At 65.1% G+C, this 19,239-nt stretch carries 15 protein-coding genes and 1 pseudogene; 7 read left to right on the top strand and 9 right to left on the bottom strand.

The window, feature by feature from the left end:
- Nucleotides 1–63: 63 nt before the first annotated feature.
- The 3 genes from ACOQFS_RS01265 to ACOQFS_RS01255 are packed head-to-tail and all read right to left on the bottom strand — an operon-like array spanning nucleotide 64 to nucleotide 4,320.
- Entirely contained in the window at nucleotides 64–1,347 is a 1,284-nt protein-coding gene (locus ACOQFS_RS01265) for an FRG domain-containing protein (RefSeq protein WP_421561174.1), read from the bottom strand.
- Nucleotides 1,344–2,612, bottom strand: a complete 1,269-nt coding sequence (locus tag ACOQFS_RS01260) for a restriction endonuclease subunit S (RefSeq protein WP_421561173.1) — start codon at nucleotides 2,610–2,612, stop codon at nucleotides 1,344–1,346. Before ACOQFS_RS01260 ends, ACOQFS_RS01265 begins: the two co-directional genes overlap by 4 nt.
- The gene (locus ACOQFS_RS01255; RefSeq protein ID WP_421561172.1) at nucleotides 2,602–4,320 is read right to left on the bottom strand and encodes a type I restriction-modification system subunit M; all 1,719 of its coding nucleotides are present in this window, start codon (nucleotides 4,318–4,320) and stop codon (nucleotides 2,602–2,604) included. The genes ACOQFS_RS01260 and ACOQFS_RS01255 overlap by 11 nt, the downstream gene beginning before the upstream one ends.
- Nucleotides 4,321–4,377: 57 nt before the next feature.
- On the opposite strand from ACOQFS_RS01255, the gene ACOQFS_RS01250 reads away from it, so the two are divergent.
- Complete coding sequence (locus tag ACOQFS_RS01250) at nucleotides 4,378–4,893, top strand: CoA-binding protein (protein WP_421561184.1); 516 nt, start codon at nucleotides 4,378–4,380, stop codon at nucleotides 4,891–4,893.
- A gap of 56 nt (nucleotides 4,894–4,949) precedes the next feature.
- Nucleotides 4,950–6,274 (top strand): annotated as a pseudogene (locus tag ACOQFS_RS01245) (O-acetylhomoserine aminocarboxypropyltransferase/cysteine synthase family protein).
- A 154-nt stretch (nucleotides 6,275–6,428) separates the two neighbouring features.
- Here ACOQFS_RS01245 and ACOQFS_RS01240 read toward each other — a convergent pair.
- From ACOQFS_RS01240 to ACOQFS_RS01230, 3 genes are all read right to left on the bottom strand, one after another.
- Complete coding sequence (locus ACOQFS_RS01240; RefSeq protein ID WP_421561171.1) at nucleotides 6,429–8,114, bottom strand: response regulator; 1,686 nt, start codon at nucleotides 8,112–8,114, stop codon at nucleotides 6,429–6,431.
- Nucleotides 8,115–8,127: 13 nt separating this feature from the next.
- The gene (locus tag ACOQFS_RS01235) at nucleotides 8,128–9,663 is read right to left on the bottom strand and encodes an ATPase domain-containing protein (RefSeq protein ID WP_421561170.1); all 1,536 of its coding nucleotides are present in this window, start codon (nucleotides 9,661–9,663) and stop codon (nucleotides 8,128–8,130) included.
- 210 nt (nucleotides 9,664–9,873) lie between these two features.
- Complete coding sequence (locus ACOQFS_RS01230) at nucleotides 9,874–10,683, bottom strand: IclR family transcriptional regulator (RefSeq protein ID WP_421561169.1); 810 nt, start codon at nucleotides 10,681–10,683, stop codon at nucleotides 9,874–9,876.
- Between the two features lie 142 nt (nucleotides 10,684–10,825).
- Here ACOQFS_RS01230 and ACOQFS_RS01225 point away from each other — a divergent pair, with 142 nt between their 5' ends.
- The 3 genes from ACOQFS_RS01225 to ACOQFS_RS01215 all read left to right on the top strand — a co-directional run bounded on the left by ACOQFS_RS01225 (nucleotide 10,826) and on the right by ACOQFS_RS01215 (nucleotide 13,837).
- A complete protein-coding gene (locus ACOQFS_RS01225; protein ID WP_421561168.1) occupies nucleotides 10,826–11,782 on the top strand; it encodes an MBL fold metallo-hydrolase in 957 nt (318 codons plus the stop codon).
- Between the two features lie 194 nt (nucleotides 11,783–11,976).
- Nucleotides 11,977–13,629 carry an FAD-dependent oxidoreductase gene (locus tag ACOQFS_RS01220; RefSeq protein WP_421561167.1) on the top strand — a complete coding sequence of 551 codons (1,653 nt, stop codon included), beginning with the start codon at nucleotides 11,977–11,979 and terminating at the stop codon, nucleotides 13,627–13,629.
- A gap of 13 nt (nucleotides 13,630–13,642) precedes the next feature.
- On the top strand, nucleotides 13,643–13,837 hold the full coding sequence (locus ACOQFS_RS01215; RefSeq protein ID WP_421561166.1) for a DUF2783 domain-containing protein: 195 nt from the start codon (nucleotides 13,643–13,645) through the stop codon (nucleotides 13,835–13,837).
- Nucleotides 13,838–13,855: 18 nt separating this feature from the next.
- Here ACOQFS_RS01215 and ACOQFS_RS01210 read toward each other — a convergent pair whose 3' ends face one another.
- Nucleotides 13,856–14,836 carry a TerC family protein gene (locus ACOQFS_RS01210; protein ID WP_421561165.1) on the bottom strand — a complete coding sequence of 327 codons (981 nt, stop codon included), beginning with the start codon at nucleotides 14,834–14,836 and terminating at the stop codon, nucleotides 13,856–13,858.
- 176 nt (nucleotides 14,837–15,012) lie between these two features.
- Between ACOQFS_RS01210 and ACOQFS_RS01205 the strand changes: the two genes are divergently transcribed.
- On the top strand, nucleotides 15,013–15,915 hold the full coding sequence (locus tag ACOQFS_RS01205) for a LysR family transcriptional regulator (protein ID WP_421561164.1): 903 nt from the start codon (nucleotides 15,013–15,015) through the stop codon (nucleotides 15,913–15,915).
- A gap of 63 nt (nucleotides 15,916–15,978) precedes the next feature.
- Here ACOQFS_RS01205 and ACOQFS_RS01200 read toward each other — a convergent pair whose 3' ends face one another.
- Together ACOQFS_RS01200 and ACOQFS_RS01195 are read right to left on the bottom strand one after the other, a co-directional pair.
- Nucleotides 15,979–17,307 (bottom strand): sulfatase, encoded by a 1,329-nt coding sequence (locus ACOQFS_RS01200; protein ID WP_421561163.1) that lies wholly within the window; start codon nucleotides 17,305–17,307, stop codon nucleotides 15,979–15,981.
- A gap of 266 nt (nucleotides 17,308–17,573) precedes the next feature.
- Nucleotides 17,574–18,530: a Bug family tripartite tricarboxylate transporter substrate binding protein gene (locus tag ACOQFS_RS01195; RefSeq protein ID WP_421561162.1), complete on the bottom strand. Its 957-nt coding sequence runs from the start codon at nucleotides 18,528–18,530 to the stop codon at nucleotides 17,574–17,576.
- 85 nt (nucleotides 18,531–18,615) lie between these two features.
- On the opposite strand from ACOQFS_RS01195, the gene ACOQFS_RS01190 reads away from it, so the two are divergent.
- Nucleotides 18,616–19,188, top strand: a complete 573-nt coding sequence (locus tag ACOQFS_RS01190) for a MarR family winged helix-turn-helix transcriptional regulator (RefSeq protein ID WP_421561161.1) — start codon at nucleotides 18,616–18,618, stop codon at nucleotides 19,186–19,188.
- Nucleotides 19,189–19,239 lie beyond the last annotated feature (51 nt).

The following is a 19,239-nucleotide window of genomic DNA, read 5'->3' as shown; positions in this document are numbered from 1 at the left end:
TTTTGTCTTCGAGTAACACGGACTCGCTTACGAAAGCTTGGTCTTTGAGGGCCCAAATTTCGATCATGGGACGGGGTCTCCACCAGCCTTCTTGACCAATTCCAAAACCTGCTCAGTCACCGTATCCCACAGAACTTGCGGGTAGCCATGCTTTCGCAGCGCAACACGGATACCGGTGCGCAGCCCCGCTTGCACCCCCTCGCGCTTGTCCCAATCCACCACTTGATTGCTGGCGAGAACCCTGGCCAGTTCCTGTGCAATCACCGCAACTCGACCTGGTTCTACCTGCTGCGCCTCTGCAAGTGCGCGTAGAACGTCCTCAATGCTGTGCGCAGAGGTTGCGTTCGCTGGAGGAACGTCGGCTGTTGGAACCGGTGGCTGAGCAGCGGGCGCAGAGACATTCGCCGCTGCTTTCGCCGCCTGGCGCGCAATCTCCGCGGCTTGCTCCGCCTCGGCCGTGAGGATGTTGCAGTAATCCGATGCGCCAATCAGATCCGGGAACAGACTGGCGTGGTGAACGTTCATGCGCCGCAAGTGGTGCACGCAGGCATCGCGTTCTTCGTTTCGGATGTAGATCTTGCAGATGTAGCGGGCGAGGATTTCTGGCTGCTCTTCTTCAGATGCAGACCGCAACTCTTCGTCAGTGAAACCCTCCTCATCGGCGAGCACATCTGTCAGTTTGTTTTCCAGCGTCGCGTCAAACGGCGAGAAGGTGAACAGACCAGCCTGATTCACCAGCCGCCCATGGTGATCTTTGCGCGGCTCAAAAACTCGGATGCCTGTTTCAGTTTCGTTATTTACCAAGAAGCTCTTGTTCAGAACATAGACCGCGCGGTAAGGGTTGTCCTTTTCGTCTCGGTCGTCTTCTTTGTGGAACGCGAAGAACAGAGCCACATAGGGCGAATAGGTCCAGTCGAGGAGCGGCGTCATCAACCCATGGTGTTGCCCCACAGACCACAGCTCGTCATCTTCGTTCACCAGCGCTGTGTCATTCAACCGCCCGCGCACCGCACGCTTGAAACGGTCTAGCTGGCCCTCGGCCAGTACCTCTGTGATGATGCCGTTGGTTGTTACCCGACCCAGCGTGGGCATCAGCCCCCAATCGTGACGGCGGTGCCCACGGAACACCAGCTGCACCCCATGACGATTGAAAAAATCGTTCTCCAGCAGATTCGTAAAGTCACGCCAGCTTTCTATGCGGGTCACTGGAATACGGCCGCTCAATTCATCAGCCATGACCTCGAAGCGCTTGGCGCTCCCATCAGCATCCCAGAGTGGAATTTTTTCGAAGTAGTCGCTTGATTGCGGCATGTTGCCCTCAGAGGACACAAGCTCTGTTTCACTCACGCTTCAGCCTCCGCCATGGCATCGGCAACCGACAGTTCGCCAGAGAGGAGTTTGGGGAGGAGTGCGTCGCGAAGATGGGCCAGTGACTGGCTGGATTCCAGATTTGAGCGCATTGCATTGCGCAGAGACACTACTTGAATATCAAACTGCTGCAGCGCAGTTGAATCAGGCAGAACTAATTCGAGGCGATAGACATTCTCTCGGTTGAGGCCGGGCACAGCCGCATCGGTATTCATCTTCTCCAGCCCCATAGTCTGCATTGCGTAGAAGCAAAACGTCAGTGGCGCTGCCAATGGCCTCACGTAGTAGGTCGTATCGATTGGGAAAAATGGCTTATCTTCCCAGTACAGACTGCCTACCGTGCCTTTACGGCCAACGATGATTGAGCCATTCGGAACAAGTGGCATGTTGTGATGGCCAGTGATACCGCCGGAGCCATAAACCGGCACATTGCCTTCCTGTCTGTCAGTTGACTTGAGTGCTTTACCATAAGCCAGTTCGATCACGCCACCTACTCGCTGAACAGACCACCCCTTCGGAATCTCCCCCAACTCCGACTCTTCCATCTCATCAGGAAACAGCGCGGCATTGGCGGCGAGTTGTTCGTATTGCTCGGGTGGCAGGGCGTCGAGTTCGGCGCCCCCCTTGCCGCTGAGGGCACTCATCGCGGCGCGCAGCGGGTCGCGGCCTTCGGCTTTGGCGGCAATCTTGGCTTTGACCGGGTCGAAATCGACAAACCACGATTGGAAGATGGCTTGCGCCATGGTTTCGAGGGTTTGGTTGATGCGGCGGTTGAGGTCGATCTTTGCGTCAAGCGAACCAAGCACCTGAACGATTGATCTTTGAGATTCAGGGTCAGGGTAGCGAACAGGAATTCGATTTAAATTGCCCTGCGTTAACTTGGGCATTACGGCACCAGTGAGGTAGGACTGAATATCGGCGTTCTGCAGGAAATAGTGCAGGTACTCAGTTGTCACTTCACCCTTTCCCGTCACGATATGGGCGTGGTTGTTGACCCAGAACTTCCCATCCGCCATGAAAGCGATGGGTGTCTGTCTAGTTCGAAGATTTTCGCCGTCCTCAGCAATCAAAAGATGGCGCCCTTCGAACAAGTAGCCGTCGACATAGTCAACGATTCCAGACGCTCCATAGTACGGGAACGGTCCCTTTTTTCGTTCAGACTCTTTGACGGGTCTTCTTTTCCCGTCATGGTTGACGGTGACCTCACCTAGTGGTTTCTCAAACCATTGAATATCAGAAGCCATAGCCTAACCCAGCCAAATTCTTCTTGATTTCCCCCTCCAGCTTGGCACTCTCAGTGAACTGATCCGCTAACTGCGCCGTTAGAATTTTCATCTTTTCGGCGAAGACTTCTCCGCTTTCCTCCTGCTCCTCAGCCCCTACATAGCGCCCCGGCGTCAGCACATGATCATGTTTGCGGATGTCGTCGAGTGATGCCGAATAACAGAAGCCCGGCGCGTCTGCATAGGCTTCTCCGTGCTGCCAGGCGTGGAAGGTATCTGCCACCTTGTTGATGTCATCAACCGTGAAGTCGCGCAGCACACGGTCCTTCATGTAGCCAAGCTGGCGGGCGTCTATGAACAGAAGCTGCCCGCGCCGGTCGCGCTTCTTTCTGTCCAGGTTGAAGCCATTGGCCTTGTCTTTGGTCAGGAACCAGATGCAGGCCGGAATCTGCGTGTTGGTGAACAGCTGGCCGGGCAAGGCCACCATGCATTCCACGTAATCGCGCTCCACCAACTGTTTGCGGATCTCGCCCTCGTTGTTGGTATTGCTGCTCATGGAGCCATTGGCCAGCAGCAGGGCCATGCTGCCGGTGGGGGCCAGGTGGTAGAGCATGTGCTGCAGCCAGGCAAAGTTGGCATTGCCTTGGGGTGGGGTGCAGCCAGGCAGCCAGCGCGGGTCGTTCTCCAGCTTGGCGCTCCACCATTCCTTCATGTTGAAGGGCGGATTGGCCATCACGTAATCGGCGCGCAGGTCGGGGTGCAGGTCGTTTTGCAGGGTGTCGCCGGGCTGGCCACCAAAGTTGAAGTCCAGCCCGCGTATGGCCATGTTCATGGCGGCGAGCTTCCAGGTGGTGGGGTTGCTCTCTTGGCCGTACACGCTGATCTGGCCCGTCTTGCCCTTGACCACGGCGCCGCCGTGCTCGGCAATGAATTCTTCGCTCTGCACAAAAAAGCCACCCGAGCCCATGGCCGGGTCGTACACGCGGCCTTTGAAGGGCTGCAGCATTTCCACAATCAGCGTGACGATGCTTTTTGGCGTGTAGTACTGGCCGCCCTTCTTGCCTTCGGCCAGGGCGAATTGGCCGAGAAAATATTCGTACACATGGCCCAGGATGTCTTTGCTTTTGAGGCTGAGTACCTGCCCACCAAAGGTGGGTTGGCTGAAGTTGGTGTCTGAGAAGTGGGCAATCAAGTCGGCCAGCTTGTGGCTGTCGATCTGGGTGCGTGCAAAGTCTTTGTTGAGCACGTTCTTGAGCTTGGGATTCTCGCGCTCCACGGCTTCCATGGCGTTGTCGATGAGCCAACCCACCGTGCGCATTTTTTCGGGGGTGTCTTTGCCTTGCGCATTCCACGGCAATGCATCGCCGGGCGGTATCTGGGCACAGTCGCGCAGGGTTTGCCAGCGGGCCTCCAGCGGCACCCAAAAGACGTTTTTCTCGGTGTAGTAGTCGCGCACCTCCAACTCGGCGGCGATGTTTTCTTCGTACTCTGCCGTGCCCACGCCACCGTATTCGGCAGGGTCCATGTAGTAGTCGTGCTCGGGGTTTTGGAACTGCGCGCGCAGCTCGTTCTGCCGTTCTTCAAATGCGTCGGAGACGTACTTCAAAAAGATCAGCCCCAGTACTACGTGTTTGTAGACCGAGGCATCCAGGGACGAGCGCAGTTTGTCGGCGGCGGTCCAGAGCTTTTTTTCGAGGTCGGTGAAGAATTGTTGTTCTATGGGATTCATGGCATGGGTTGGCTGGATTGCTCCACGCTATTCTGGCCCATGCGTACACTGCTGCGCATGCTGCACACCCCCGACACCATCAGCACCCTGCGCCACGTGCTGACCCACTGCCGCACGCTCGCGGTGGTGGGCCTTTCGCCCCAGTGGCACCGACCCAGCTACTTTGCCGCCAAGTACATGCAGGCGCATGGCTACCGCATCGTGCCGGTCAACCCGATCGTCGCGCGCGAGGGCGGGCAGATCCTGGGAGAAGCCGCCTACGCCAGCGTGACCGAGGCGGCCGCCGCGCTGGCCACGCAGGGGCAGAAGATCGACATGGTGGACTGCTTTCGCAAGAGCGAGGACATCCCGCCGCTGGCCGAAGAGGCCGTCGCCATCGGCGCCCAGTGCCTGTGGCTGCAGCTGGGCGTGGTGAACGAGGCGGCCGGGCAACGCGCCGAAGCCGCCGGGCTGCAGGTGATCCAGAACCGCTGCGTGAAGATCGAACACGCGCGGCTGTTTGGGGGCCTGGGCTGGATGGGCGTGAACACCAAGGTGATCTCCGCCAAGCGCCTTCGTCAGCTCCCTTATTGATAGCTTCCAGCGCTTACCCCATAAGCGCTGGAGGCCAATTTGATTCAAATCTTTCAATGACCACCACGCCCCCACCCTCCTCCGGCGCCGACCGCGCCTTCGGCTTTGGCACCCGCGCCGTCCACGCCGGCGCGCAGCCCGACCCGGTGACCGGCGCACGCGCCACGCCCATCCACCAGACCACCAGCTTTGTCTTCGACAACGCCGAGCACGCGAGCAGCCTGTTCAACCTGCAGACCTTTGGCAATGTCTACAGCCGCATCAGCAACCCCACGGTGGCGGTGTTCGAAGAGCGCATCGCCAGCCTTGAAAACGGCCGCGCCGCCCTGGCCTGCGCCAGCGGCATGGCCGCGCAGATGGCGGCACTGCTGGCCATCCTCAAAACGGGCGACCACATCGTGGCGGCCAGCACGCTGTATGGCGGCACGGTGGGGCAGCTGGGCGTGGGCTTCTCTCGCCTGGGCATCGAGACCACCTTTGTGGACCCGGCCGACCCCATCCACTTCGCGCGCGCCATGCGGCCCAACACCCGCGCCGTGTACGGCGAAACCATCGGCAACCCGCTGGTCAACGTGCTCGACATCGCCGCCATTGCCGACATGGCCCATACCTACGACGTGCCATTGGTCGTCGACAACACGGTGGCCAGCCCCTACCTGTGCAACCCGCTGGACTTTGGCGCTGACATCGTGGTGCACAGCGCCACCAAGTACATCGGCGGCCACGGCACCACCATAGGCGGCGTGGTGGTGGAAGGGGGCCGGTTCCCGTGGGACAACGGCAAATTCCCCGAGATGGTGGAGCCCAGCCGCGCCTACCACGGCGTGAAGTTCTAGAGACCTTTGGCGACTTTGGCTACACGATGAAGGCGCGCATGGAGGTCAACCGCACCTTTGGCGGCGTGCTGTCGCCCATGGCCGCGTGGCAGCTGCTGCAGGGCGCCGAAACCCTGCACCTGCGCATGCGCGAGCACTGCCGCAATGCGCTCGCCGTGGCGAAGTTCTTGCAGAGCCACCCGCGGGTGGCGTGGGTCAACTATCCGGGGCTGACGGATTCGCCGTACTACGACCTGGCGCACAAGCAGTTCCGTGCGGTGGACGGTGCACCGGGCGCCTCGGGCATCCTCACGTTTGGCGTGAAGGGGGGTGCGGCCGCCGGTGAGAAATTCATCGACGCCTGCGAGTTCTTGAGCCACCTCGCCAACATCGGCGATGCCAAGACGCTGGTGATTCACCCCGCGTCGACCACGCACCGCCAGCTGAACGAAGAGGAACTGGCCCGCGCGGGTGTGAGCGCAGACATGGTGCGGCTGTCGGTGGGTATCGAGGATCTGGATGACATCCTGTGGGACATCGATCAGGCGCTGGGGCGCTGCGGGTGACGGCGGAGGACGTCGGCGACACACAAGGTTCGGCAATCAGCCAATCACTCACATATTGATAGCGCTAAGCGCTTACTGGATAAGCGCTGACGGCAAAAAACATTCAAATTTTCAGCCAGCCAGGCACCCGTGCCTGTCGCCCGCCGGGGGCGGGCTACCCCCGCTGCCGCGCCAGTTCCGCGCCCACCGCCGCGTTCAGCGTTTCCAGGTCAAACGGTTTCTTCAGGATGGACTGCGCCCCCACCAGGCGCTCCACCTCGGCCATGTCGGCGTAGCCGGTGGCCACCAGCACGGGGATGTGGGGATAAAGCGCGCGGGCGGCGACGATGAACTCGGCGCCATTCATGCCGGGCATGAGGTAGTCAGCCATGATCAGGTCGGGTTGGGTGCGGCGCAGTTCGCGCAGGCCGGCTTCGCCGTCGCAGGCCTCGCGCACGCTGTATTTCAGCAGCCGCAGGCCCTCGGCAATGCCTTGGCGCACGGCTTCATCGTCTTCCACCACCAGCAGTTCCACGCGCCTTTCGGCCTGGCCGTTGCCTCCGCCGCCATTGCGCGCAGCCGCATCGGCGCCGCCCGCGCCACCGTGCGCGGCCTGGGCCACCTGGGGGAACTGCAGCACCACCGTCGTGCCTTCGCCTTCCACGCTGTGGATCTCTGCGCTGCCGCCCGACTGGCGCGCAAAGCCGTAGACCTGGCTGAGCCCCAGGCCCGTGCCCTCGCCGTCGCCCTTGGTGGTGAAAAAGGGGTCGAACACCTTGGCCTGCAGGGCTTCGGGGATGCCGCAGCCGGTGTCCTCCACGCTGATCTGCACGCGTGGCGTGGCATGTTCGGCCGATGCGGGCTCGGTGCGGGTGCGGATGGTGAGCCGGCCACCATCGGGCATGGCGTCACGCGAGTTGACGGCCATGTTGAGCAGCGCCATCTCCAGCTGGGCTCCGTCGAGCAGTGCCCAGGCGTCGGTGTCGGCCAGCTCCATGTGCACCTGCACCTTGGAGCCGACCGACACCTCGATCAGCTCGCGCAGGTTGCTCACAAGCGCGTTCACTTCGTGCAGCTTGGGCAGCAGGCTCTGCGCACGCGCGAACGACAGCAGCTGCCCCGTGAGGCGTGCGCCCCGGTCCACCGATTCCTTCGCGCGGCGCGCGAAGTCGGCAATGCGCGCGTCGCTGCCCAGCCGCATGATGAGCTGCAGGTTCAGGCTGACCGCGTGCAGCAGGTTGTTGAAGTCGTGCGCTATGCCGCCCGTGAGCCGACCGATGGCTTCGAGCTTCTGGCTTTGCACGACCTTGTTCTGGATGCGCTCCTTCTCGGCGATCTCGCGCATCAGCAGGTCGTTGGCGCCCGCAAGGTCGCTGGTGCGTTCGGCGATGCGGTTTTCGAGCGCGGCGTTCAGCTGCTCCACCGTCTGCTTGGCGGCCTCGATGTCGAGCAGGTGCCTTCGCGTGGCGTACTGCCGCGCGCGGGCGCGCATGGCCGAGCGCACGGCACTCATCAAAGTTTCGGGATTAACCGGCCGCTCCAGCAGCACTACGTTGCCCAGCGCCTGCAGCGATGCCGCCGCCGACGCAGAGCGCCGGCTGGCCTGGCGGGTGCTCAGCACCACAAACGGAAAATCGGACCACGCGGGCTGCTGCACCAGGAACTGGCCCAGCGCCTGGTCCAGCCCCCGGCCCAGCACTTCCTCGGTCACGATCGCGGCGGCGGCGGAATTCTCCAGCTCGGCCAGCAGGCAGGGTGCGTCGGGGCAAACCATGCAGCGGATGTCGGCGCCCTGCAGCACCGACGCAATCACCTGCGCGTCGCGGCCATGGGGCGCAAGGATGAGAACGCGGCTTTCCATGCAATCCTTGCGGTCAGCCGCCGGGGGTGACGTTGTCGGCGTCGCCCAGCAGCGCCTGGCGGCCCCCATAGTGCGCGGCCCCGGCCAGGATGCCCTGGAAATCGGTCAGCGGCTCGCCGATCTCCACCCCGGCGGCCCCCAGGCGAAACTCCCGGATCGTGGACTCGTGCTGCAGCGTGCGGCTCTTGATGACCGTGATCGCCTTGAGCACGCTGCCCCCCGCTTCGAAATAGCGGTAATACACCATGGCGTCGCTGAGATAGCTCAGGTCGATATCCGAGCGGATGTCGCTCACGGTGCCATGCAGCGACAGGATGACCAGCGTGACGATGCCCTGCTGGTTGAGATAGGCCAGCAGCTCGTGCATCTGCAGCAGCAGAAACTGCCCGCCCGGCATGGCCTGCATGTAGGAGTTGAGGCTGTCGATCACGACCATCCGCACGCCATCGCGTTCGACGGCGTCGCGCACGGACTGGGCAAACTGCCCGGGCGACACCTCGGCAGGGTCGAACGAACGCAGCAGGAACTGGCCGGATGCCAGCTCGGATTCGATCGGGAGCCCCAGCGCCTGCGCGCGCTGGCGCAGGGTGTGCTGGCCCTCGTCGAACAGGTAGTAGGCCACCTTCTCGCCGCGCGCCATGGCCGCCACCGCGCAGCTGACGGCCGTGGTCGACTTGCCGACGCCGGCCGGCCCGGCAAACAGCAGGTTGCTGCCCGGCGTGAGGCCGCCGCCCAGCATGGCATCGAACGCGGCACTGCCGGTGGACAGGGGCGTGGGGTTGAAGGTGCGCCCATGCTCGCCGGCGGCCAGGCGCGGAAAGACAACGAGACCGCCCCGCTCCAGCGAGAAATCATGGTCGCCGCTGCGGAACTGGACCCCGCGCAGCTTCACCACCCGCAAAGAGCGCTTGTCGGGCCCGTAGTCGTGGGTGTTCTGGTTGAGGTGAATCACGCCGTGCGCGATGCTGTGCAGCTGCTGGTCGCCCTCGCCGGCCGACTTGTCGTCCAGCATCAGCACCGTGCAGCCCTGCTGCGAGAAGAACCGCTTGAGCGCCAGGATCTGGCGGCGGTAGCGCAGCGGGCTTTGCGCCAGCATGCGCAATTCGGACAGGCTGTCGAACGCGACCCGGTGCGGCTTGAGCCGCGTCACGAGCTGCATCACATCGCGCGTGGTTTCGCCCAGCTCGAACTCCGAAGGGTGCAGGATGGTCTGCTCGGCGTCTTCGCTCAGGCCTTCGTCGCTCACCAGGTCATACACCTCCACGCCGTTCAGGTTCCAGCCATGCGACTGCGCCACCTGGGCCAGCTCTTCGGAGGTTTCGGACAGCGTGATGTACAGGCCCCGCTCGCCCTTGTCGCGTCCGCACAGCAGAAACTGCAGCGCCAGAGTCGTCTTGCCCGTGCCGGGGCTGCCTTCGACCAGGTACAGGTGCTTGGGCGGCAGCCCCCCAAAAAGCACGTTGTCGAGCCCGCTGATGCCCGTGGAGGCCGGGCTTGGAAGCGCCGGCGCCGGGGCCGGCGCGGAGGAATGGGGGGCGTTGTCTGGCAAGCTCGGTCCTTTCAGCAGATGCCCCCCGCCGGGGGCACGGGCGGGGTGGGGCACGACGGCGATGACGACTCGCGGCGTGCACGGCGGCCACTCGTGGATCGGGCGATTCTAGGAGTGCGGCGCAGCCAACCGTGTCAGCCGAATGCGACGGATGCATTGGCGCAAATTCCTACGTTAGCGCCCTCGCGCGTCCGGGATGTCGGCGGTGCCTCAGACGCTGACCGGCGCGCCCAGGCGCTGCGACATGGCCTGTGCGGCATCGCAGAGCAGCCGGGCCGTCTCGCTGCCCGGGCCAGTAGTCAGCGTGGCGCTGGGGCCGATCACCGCCAGGCACAGCACCAGCTGTCCGAAGCCGTCGAACACCGGCGTGGCCAGGGCGCTGATGCCGGGCAACAGCTGGTCGGTGACCTGCGCCACACGCTGCGCGCGCACGGCCTCGAGTTCTGCGGCAAAGGCAGGCTCGTCCAGCGCCCCCGCGAACCCCTCGGCCTGGAGCGCCGCGGCGGCGCGCGCACGCGGGCCAAAGGCGGCAAACACCTTGCCCGTGGCCGTGTGCCGCACCGAGGCCGTAGTGCCGTGGCGCATGGCCACATAGACCGCCGTGGGCCCTTCTTCCACGCGGATGACGGTGGGGCCGCTGTCGCCCCACACCGAGGCCGACACGGTGTAGCCGATGCGCTGCGCCAGCGCGGGCAGCTCGGCAATCGCCAGCCGCACCGGGTCGACCTGCTGCAGGCTGATGAGGCCAAGCTGCATGGCCAGAGGGCCCAGGCCGTAGTGACCGCTCACCGCGTCTTGCTCGATCAGGCCCAGCTTGCCAAAACTGACCAGATAGGGATGGGCCTTGGCGGCCGTCATGTCGGCGGCGCGGGCCAGGTCCTTGAGGGCCATGCGGCGGCCAGTGCGGGCCAGCACCTTGAGCAGCTGGCCGCCCACCTCCACGCTCTGGATACCGCGCGGCGTGCGCGCGGGGGTGTCGTCGTCGTCCGGGCTGGGCAGGTCGGGGGGGAGAAAAGGCATGGCGCGATTGTCCATGCGACGGGCGGTCAGACGCAGCTGCGGGTTTACACCTAAGCAAATGCGTTAGACATAGGCAAATCTTTTGCCTAGCATGTCGACATTCTGTTTAGTTGAATACATTCATCCATTACAAATTTTCGCCATGAACACCAAGACCTTTGCCTCCGCCGCCGACCTCGAAGAAAAGAAGGTGAGCTTCGACAAGCTCTCTGACCATGCGTACGCCTACACGGCCGAGGGCGACCCCAACACCGGCATCATCATTGGCGACGACGCCGTGATGGTCATCGACACCCAGGCCACACCGGTGATGGCGCAGGACGTGATCCGCCGCATCCGCGAGGTGACGGACAAGCCCATCCAATACGTGCTGCTGAGCCACTACCACGCCGTGCGCGTGCTGGGCGCGAGTGCCTATGGCGCCGAGCACATCATTGCCAGCGAGGACACGCGCGACCTGATCGTGGAGCGCGGCCAGTTCGACAAGGACAGCGAGATCGGCCGCTTTCCGCGCCTGTTCCAGAACGTGGAGAGCGTGCCGGACGGCCTGACCTGGCCCACGATGACCTTCCGCCAGAAGATGACGCTGTGGCTGGGCCAGCTGGAGGTGCAGATCCTGCAGCTGGGCCGGGGCCACACCAAGGGCGACACGGTGGCCTGGCTGCCGCAGGAAAAGATCCTGTTCAGCGGCGACCTGGTGGAGTTCGACGCCACGCCGTATGCGGGCGACGCGTACTTCAAGGACTGGCCGCAGACCCTGGACAACATCGCAGCCCTCAAGCCCGAAAAGCTGGTGCCCGGCCGCGGTGCCGCGCTGCAGACGCCCGAGCAGGTGCAGGCGGGCCTGGCGGGCACACGCGCCTTCATCAGCGACCTGTATGAGAGCGTGCAGGCCAGCGCTGCGCAAGGCGAAGACCTGCGCAAGGTGTACGAGGCCACGTTTGCCAAGCTGCAGCCCCAGTACGGCCACTGGGTGATCTTCAACCACTGCATGCCGTTTGACGTGACCCGCGCGTACGACGAGGCCACGCAATACCCGGACCCACGCATCTGGACGGCCGAGCGTGACATCCAGATGTGGAAGGCTTTAGAAGGCTAGGCAGAGAACAACCCCCTGAGGCGCTGCGCGCCTTCCCCCTTCTCTCGAACCGCTGCGCGATTCGGGAAGGGGGACGCAGCCCTCGCTGCGGGGCGGCCCTTGCTCGGCTGCCCTCGTCCAGGGCGCGCCGGTTGCAAAGGGCTGTGCTCTCAACAGGCATCGGTAAGACACACACATGTAAAGGTCGCAGAACCATGAACCCCAGAGACATCCCTGCCGAGGCCTTCCACGCGGCGGGCGCCGAGGTGCAGGCGCTCGACTTTGGCTACGTGCGCTCGCCCGACCAGGACGGCGTCACGCCCGCGCGGCACCCGGTGGTGATCGTCGGCGCGGGCCCCGTGGGGCTGTCGCTGGCCATCGACCTGGCCCAGCGCGGGCAGCGCGTGGTGGTGCTGGACAACGACCACCGGCTCTCCACCGGCTCGCGCGCCATCTGCTTTGCCAAGCGCACGCTGGAGATCTGGGACCGGCTGGGCGTGGGCCAGCGCATGGTGGACAAGGGCGTGTCGTGGAACGTGGGCAAGGTGTTCCTGCAGGATGCGCCGCTGTATGAGTTCAACCTGCTGCCCGAAGAGGGCCACGAGCGCCCCGCCTTCATCAACCTGCAGCAGTACTACGCCGAGGCCTGCCTGGTGGGGCGCGCGCTGCAGTTGCCGGGCATCGACATCCGCTGGCGCAACCAGGTGACGGCCGTGGCGCCCCGCGCGGATGGCGCTCTTTTGACCATCGACACCCCGGATGGCCCGTACCCGATGGACGCGCAGTGGCTGGTGGCCTGTGATGGATCGCGCTCGCCCACCCGGCAGATGCTGGGCCTGCAGGCGCCGGGCCGCACGTTTCACGACCGCTTTTTGATTGCCGATGTGAAGCTGGCGGGCGGCACGAACTTCCCGACCGAGCGCTGGTTCTGGTTCGACCCGCCGTTCCACCCGGGCCAGAGCGTGCTCTTGCACCGCCAGCCCGACAACGTGTGGCGCATCGACTTCCAGCTGGGCTGGGACGCCGACCCCGACGAAGAAAAGAAGCCCGAGAACATCATCCCGCGCGTGCGGGCGCTGCTGGGTGCCGATGCGCAGTTCACGCTGGAATGGGCGAGCGTCTACACCTTTGCCTGCCAGCGCATGGACCGCTTTGTGCACGGCCGCGTGGTGTTTGCGGGCGACAGCGCCCACGGCGTGTCGCCCTTTGGCGCGCGCGGCGCCAACAGCGGCGTGCAGGACGCCGAGAACCTGGCCTGGAAGCTGGACTGGGTGCTTCAGGGCCGCGCCAGCCCCGCGCTGGTGGGCACCTACGGCCCCGAGCGCGAGTACGCAGCCGACGAGAACATCTGCCACTCCACCCGCGCCACCGACTTCATCACCCCCAAGAGCGAGGTGAGCCGCCTGTTCCGCGACGCGGTGCTGCAGTTGGCGCGCGAGCACGCGTTTGCGCGCCGCATCGTCAACAGCGGGCGCCTGTCGGTGCCGGCCACGCTGCACACGTCGCCGCTGAACACGCCCGACACCGACACCTTTGCCGGCACCCAGGTGCCGGGCGCCGTGCTGCTGGATGCGCCCTTGGAGAAGCACGGCCAGCCCACCTGGCTGCTGCGCGAGCTGGGGCCGGACTTCACGCTGCTGGTGTTTGGGGCAGCGCCCGCCTGGGCGCAGGGCCTGCCCCATGTGAAGGTGCTGCAGATGGGCCCCGACGTGGCCGACCCGCAGGGCCTGGCCGCACAGCGGCTGGACGCAACGCCGCACACTGCCTATCTGGTGCGGCCCGACCAGCATGTGTGCGCCCGCTGGCGCGCCCCCACCGAGGCCGCCGTGCGCAGCGCGCTGGCGCGCGCCACCGCCTCGGTGCATTGACGAGAACACGCCCATGCTGAACACCGCCCCCCACCTGCAGGCTTGCGACGACTTTTACGAAGCACTGATCGCCGCGCACCAGGGCCTGTCTGCGGCTGAGAGCCACGCCATGAACGCGCGCCTGGTGCTGCTGCTGGCCAACCACATCGGCGACCAGGCCACGCTGCAGCATGCGCTGCTGCTGGCCCGCGGCGCCGCCGACCACTGACGACGCTGCACCCGCTCGTCAGTCTTTGCGGCCCAATGCCGGGCCGCCGTGGCCGCTTTCGCTCGAGTTGCGCAGCGACAGCACGATGGAGCCGGCAATCAGCGTGGCCGTCACCAGCAGCGCATAGCCGATCGGGATCTTCACCAGGTCGATGAGCAGCATCTTGCCGCCGATGAACACCAGCACCAGGGCCAGGCCGTAGGCCAGCAGGTGGAAGCGGCTGGCCAGGTCGGCCAGCAAAAAGTACAGCGCGCGCAGGCCCAGGATGGCGAAGATGTTGGCAGTGAGCACGATGAACGGGTCGGTGGTGATCGCGAAGATCGCCGGGATGCTGTCCACCGCAAAGATGATGTCGGTGGTGCCGATCAGCACCAGCACGGCAAACAGGGGCGTGAAGTGCTTGACGCCGTTGACCATGGTCGAGAGCTTCTCGCCGTCGAACTGGTCGGTGATGGGGATGCGCTTCTTCAGAAACTTCAGCACCGGGTTGGAAGAAATCTCCGGCTCCTGCCCGGCCGCAAACCACATCTTGACGCCGGTGATCACCAGGAAGGCGCCGAACACATACAGCAGCCAGTGGAAGGTGGCCAGCAGCCAGGCGCCCGCCAGGATGAGCAAGGTGCGCAGCACGATGGCGCCGATGATGCCGATGATGAGCGCGCGCTTCTGGTACTGTGGGGGCACGGCGAAGTAGCTGAACAGCATCAGGAACACGAAGATGTTGTCCACCGACAGGCTCTTTTCCACCAGGTAGCCGGTGATGAACTGCATCGACACTGTGTTCGCCACCTCGCGCCCCTGGCTGCCGTCCAGGTACCACCACAGGATGGCCACAAACACAAAGGCCAGCGAGAACCACATCAGGCTCCAGTTCAGCGCCTCCTTCATCGTCACCCGGTGCGCGCCCTGTCGCTCCATCACCAAGAGGTCGATGGCAATGGCCACCACCACAAAGACGGCAAATCCCGCCCACATCCACCACGTGCCTATCGTTTCCATGCGTGCTCCATCAAGGGAATGGCATTGGCCAGCACCCTGCCCGGCCGCCAAAGCCCCGCACTGTAGGGACGCAATTGATTCTTTAAAACCTGCCTTATTGGTAGGATTGGTTCGGTTTTTACGAACCAAAATTGCGGTAGACGCGCGCCCCGCGCGCAGGCACCTGAGAGGACACGATGAGCCAGAGCTTCAACTACCGTCATCTTTTCTACTTCTGGGTGGTGGCCAAGGAAGGCGGCATCGCCCGGGCCGCCGAGCGGCTGGACATGGCCGTGCAGACCATCAGCGCCCAGGTGCGCGAGCTGGAGAAGTCGCTGGGCGTGAGCCTGCTGCGCACCGAGGGCCGCAGCCTGACGCTGACGGAGGCCGGGGTGGCCGCGCTGCACGAGGCGGACCACATCTTTGCGCTGGGCGAGCAACTGCCGCAGCGCGTGCGCGAAGCCGCCAGCGGCCCCACCGTGCGGCTGAACCTGGGCATTTCGGACGGCATTGCCAAGCTGGCCGTGCACCGACTGCTGACCCCCGTGCTGAACGAGCCGCACCTGCGCCTGCTGTGCCACGAGGGCGAGTTCCAGCCGCTGCTGGGCGAGCTGGCGCTGCACAAGCTGCATGCCGTGCTGGCCGACCGGCCCGCGCCGCCCAACCCGGCCCTCAAGACCACGAGCGAGCTGCTGGGCACCAGCCCCCTGGCCTGGTATGCGCCGCCCGCCTGGGCCGCTGCTGCGGCCGAGGGGTTTCCGCGCAGCCTGGCCAGCGTGCCGGTGCTGCTGCCCACCGACCATGCCGCCATGCGCGCGCGCATCGACCAATGGCTGGAGCGCGAACGCATTCGCCCGCAGATTGCCGGCGAGTTTGAGGACAGCGCGCTCTTGAGCACCTTTGCGTCCACCGGCATGGGCGTGATGCCGGCGCCGGTGTCGCTGGGCGCGCATCTGGCGCAGACGCACGGGCTGGTGCAGGTGGGCACCACCCCCGACGTGCAGGAGCAGTTCCACCTGATCTACAACGCGCGCAAGGTGATGCACCCGCTGCTCACGCGGCTGCTGGAGGCCGGCAAGGACGGAATGCTACTTAATTGATAGCTGCAAGCGCTTTACCAGTAAGCGCTGAAGGCAAAAAAACAATCAAAAAAATCGACCGCTTCACCGCTGCGGCATGTCCTTGGCCGAATAGCCCAGGCTCACCGTCGCGTCTTCCGGGACCGCAGGCATCGAGGCGTTCCACGCCTCCCATGCCGCCCGCATGTGCAGCAGCCGCTCGGGCTCCACGGGCGCCCGGTTGGCGCGCTCGCGCTCGTCCAGCGCCAGGTTGAACAGATAGTCGTTGCCGTCCACACGCAGGTATTTCCAGTCGCCCTGGCGCATGGCGCGCTGGCCCCGGTGGTTCATGCGCCAGAACAGCGCGGGCTCGTCATGCACGGAGGCATCGCGCAGCAGCGGCATGAGCGAGCGGCCATCCAGCGGGTGGTCCGGCGCGGCGGGCACACCGGCCGCATCCAGCATGGTGGCCGACCAGTCCATGGTCATGCAGGTCTGCGCACTCACGCCACCGGGCGCAATCACGGCGGGCCAGTGCGCGATCCACGGCACGCGGATGCCGCCCTCGGTCAGGTCCATCTTGCCGCCCACCAGCGGCCAGCTGTCTGAAAAGCGCTCGCCGCCGTTGTCGCTCGTGAACACCACCAAGGTGTCGCGCTCAATGCCATGGCGCTGCAGCGCGGCCATGATGCGGCCGATGCCCTCGTCCATGTGGTGGATCATGCGGCGATAGGTCTCGATGTTGCCGCCGTGCAGGTGGAACAGGTTGCCCTTGACCTCCTGCGCCAGCGCCTCGTCGTCGCGTGTTTCCCACGGCCAGTGCGGCGCCGTGTAATGCAGGCTCAGAAAGAATGGCGTGCCGTCTTTCGCGCCCTCCGCCATGCGCTGCACGTAGTCGAGCGCGTGGTCGGTGATGAGGTCGGTGAGGTAGCCGTCCTGCTGCTTTTCTTCTTCGCCCAGGTACAGGTCGTGTTGGCCGCCGGAGCTGCAGTGCGTGAAGTAGTCCACCCCGCCCGACATGGGGCCAAAGAACTCCTCATAACCCGAACGCAGTGGCCCGAACGCGGGCGGGTAGCCCAGGTGCCACTTGCCCATCAGCGCCGTGCGGTAGCCCGCTGCGCGCAGCAACGAGGGCAGCGTGGGGTGCTCGGGCGGCAGGCCCAGGGTGGTGCTGCCGCGGCTCTTGCTGTTGATGGGCTCCTCGGCCGCGCCGCGCAGGCGGTATTGGTAGCGCGCCGTCATCAGCGCAAAGCGCGTGGGCGAGCAGACGGGCGAGTTGGCATAGCCCTGGGTCAGCTTCAGGCCGTGGGCCGCCAACTGGTCGAGCACCGGTGACACCGGGCCAAAGGCCGCGTTGCGGCCGCCGTAGCAGCCGAGGTCGGCGTAGCCGAGGTCATCGGCGACGATAAAGAGGATGTTGGGGCGCTGGGGCATGGGGCTGGTACCGGGGAATCGGGTGATCGGTTTGCACTCACCACCGCCTTGGACCGTTCGGGCTGAGCTTGTCGAAGCCTTGCGCTGCGCTTCGACGGGCTCAGCGTGAACGGTTGGCGCGGGGTGGCTGGCGGCGGAGCTGGGAACCTATGAACAACGCTCGGCGACGTCGTTAAAACCGTTCGGGCTGAGCCTGTCGAAGCCTTGCGCTGCGCTTCGACAGGCTCAGCGTGAACGGTTGGAGGTTGAGTCACTGCCCATGGACATCAAGGCTTGAACCCCGAGCGCTGTACCACCGGCGCCCACTGCGCGCGGTAGGCCTTGAGCATGGCTTCGGTCTGCGCCATGGTGGCCGCCACGGGCTCCATCTTGGCGGCCTCGAACTTGCGCTGGGTGTCGGGGTCTTTCATCACCTCGTGGATCAGCGACGCCAGCCGATCGGCCTGGGGCTTGGGCATGCTCAACGGGGCGAAGAAGGTGTTCCAGCCCGTCGCCGCAATGTCGAGCCCGCCCTCCTTGAAAGTGGGGATGCCGCTGGCCAGCGCGCTGCGTTTGGCACCCGACACGGCCAGGATGCGGATCTTGCCGGCCTCGTGCTGCGGCAGCAGCGTGTCAAAGGTATCGAACGCCACAGGCACCTGGCCGCCCAACAGATCGTTGAGCAAGGGGCCGGAGCCCCGGTAGCCCACCACCTCGCCATTGACCTTGGCGGCTTCGCCCACCATCAGGCCAAAGAAGTGCGGCAGGCTGCCGGTGGCGGGCACACCGAAGTTGGCTTTGTCGGGGTTGGCCTTCAGCCAGGCCATGAGGTGAGGCAGTTCCTTCACCGGCACGGCGCTGCCCACGGCCACGCCAAACTCGTAGCTGTTGACATGGCTCACCGGGCGGAAGTCGCGCTCGGGGTCGTAGCCTGCGTCCGGGAACACCAGCGGCGCCACCAGCATCACGGCCGGGTTGGCCAGCAGCAGCGTGGGCTGGTGGGCGGGCGCGGCCTTGACGGCCTGGGCCGACAGGCGGCCGCCCGCGCCGGTCTTGTTCTCCACGATGACGGGCGTGCCGAGCTTGGCCCCCAGCTTGTCGGCCACGATGCGGGCCACGCGGTCGGTGGAGCCGCCGGGGGCATAACCCACGACGATGCGCAGCGGGGCGTCCTGCGCCTGTGCCAAGGTGGCGCACAGGGCCAGCACGGCGGTGAGGGCAGAGGTGGCAAGGGGTTTCCACATGGTTGGTGTCTCCTCGGTCAGTGGCAGTGCCACGGGTTGATGGGCGCAATGTATTGGCCACACAATCGATTGATCTAATCAACTCATGCCCGTGGATACCCTGATGCCCGTGCCCGCCCCGGCCCCTCCTGCCGACCCCGCCCCGCCGGGCCACCGCCTGACCCACCCGCAGGCCGCCAACGACCTGCTGATGTACCGCTTGAACCGCCTGCTCGCGGTGGCGGGCAGCCTGGTGGTGCGCTTGTGCGAAGGCGGCTACGGCATCACACGGCGCGAGTGGGGGCTGCTGATGATGCTGGCCCAGCACCCGCGCATGCCCCCGGCCGAGCTGGCCCAGCGCCTGGGCCTGGACCGCGCGCGCACCTCGCGCGCCATCACCTCGCTGCTGGCCAAAAAGCTCATCACCCGCAACGCCATGCCCGGCGACCGGCGCCAGGCGGTGCTGAGCCTCACGCCCGCGGGCCAGGCCGTGCACGATGGGCTGCTCCCGCAGGTGAAGGCGCTCAACCAGGACCTGCTGGCCGGGCTGGGGGCCGACGCCGTGGCAGGCCTGGACCAGGCCCTGGCCCACATGCAGCAGCGGGCCGAGGCGCTGGTGGCGCGCCGCACCGATGTGCCGCGCACCTACCGGCTGCGGGGCGGGCGGCATCCCGATTGAATGCAGGGCCAGCCCAGCCCCACCAGCCCTATACGCCCCCAAGAACAACAC

The organism is Paracidovorax sp. MALMAid1276 (assembly GCF_049198005.1).
In the GTDB taxonomy this organism is placed as follows: Bacteria; Pseudomonadota; Gammaproteobacteria; order Burkholderiales; family Burkholderiaceae_C; genus Acidovorax.
Note: the sequence above shows the minus strand (reverse complement) of the source record. Positions and strands in the feature narration are given on the sequence as shown.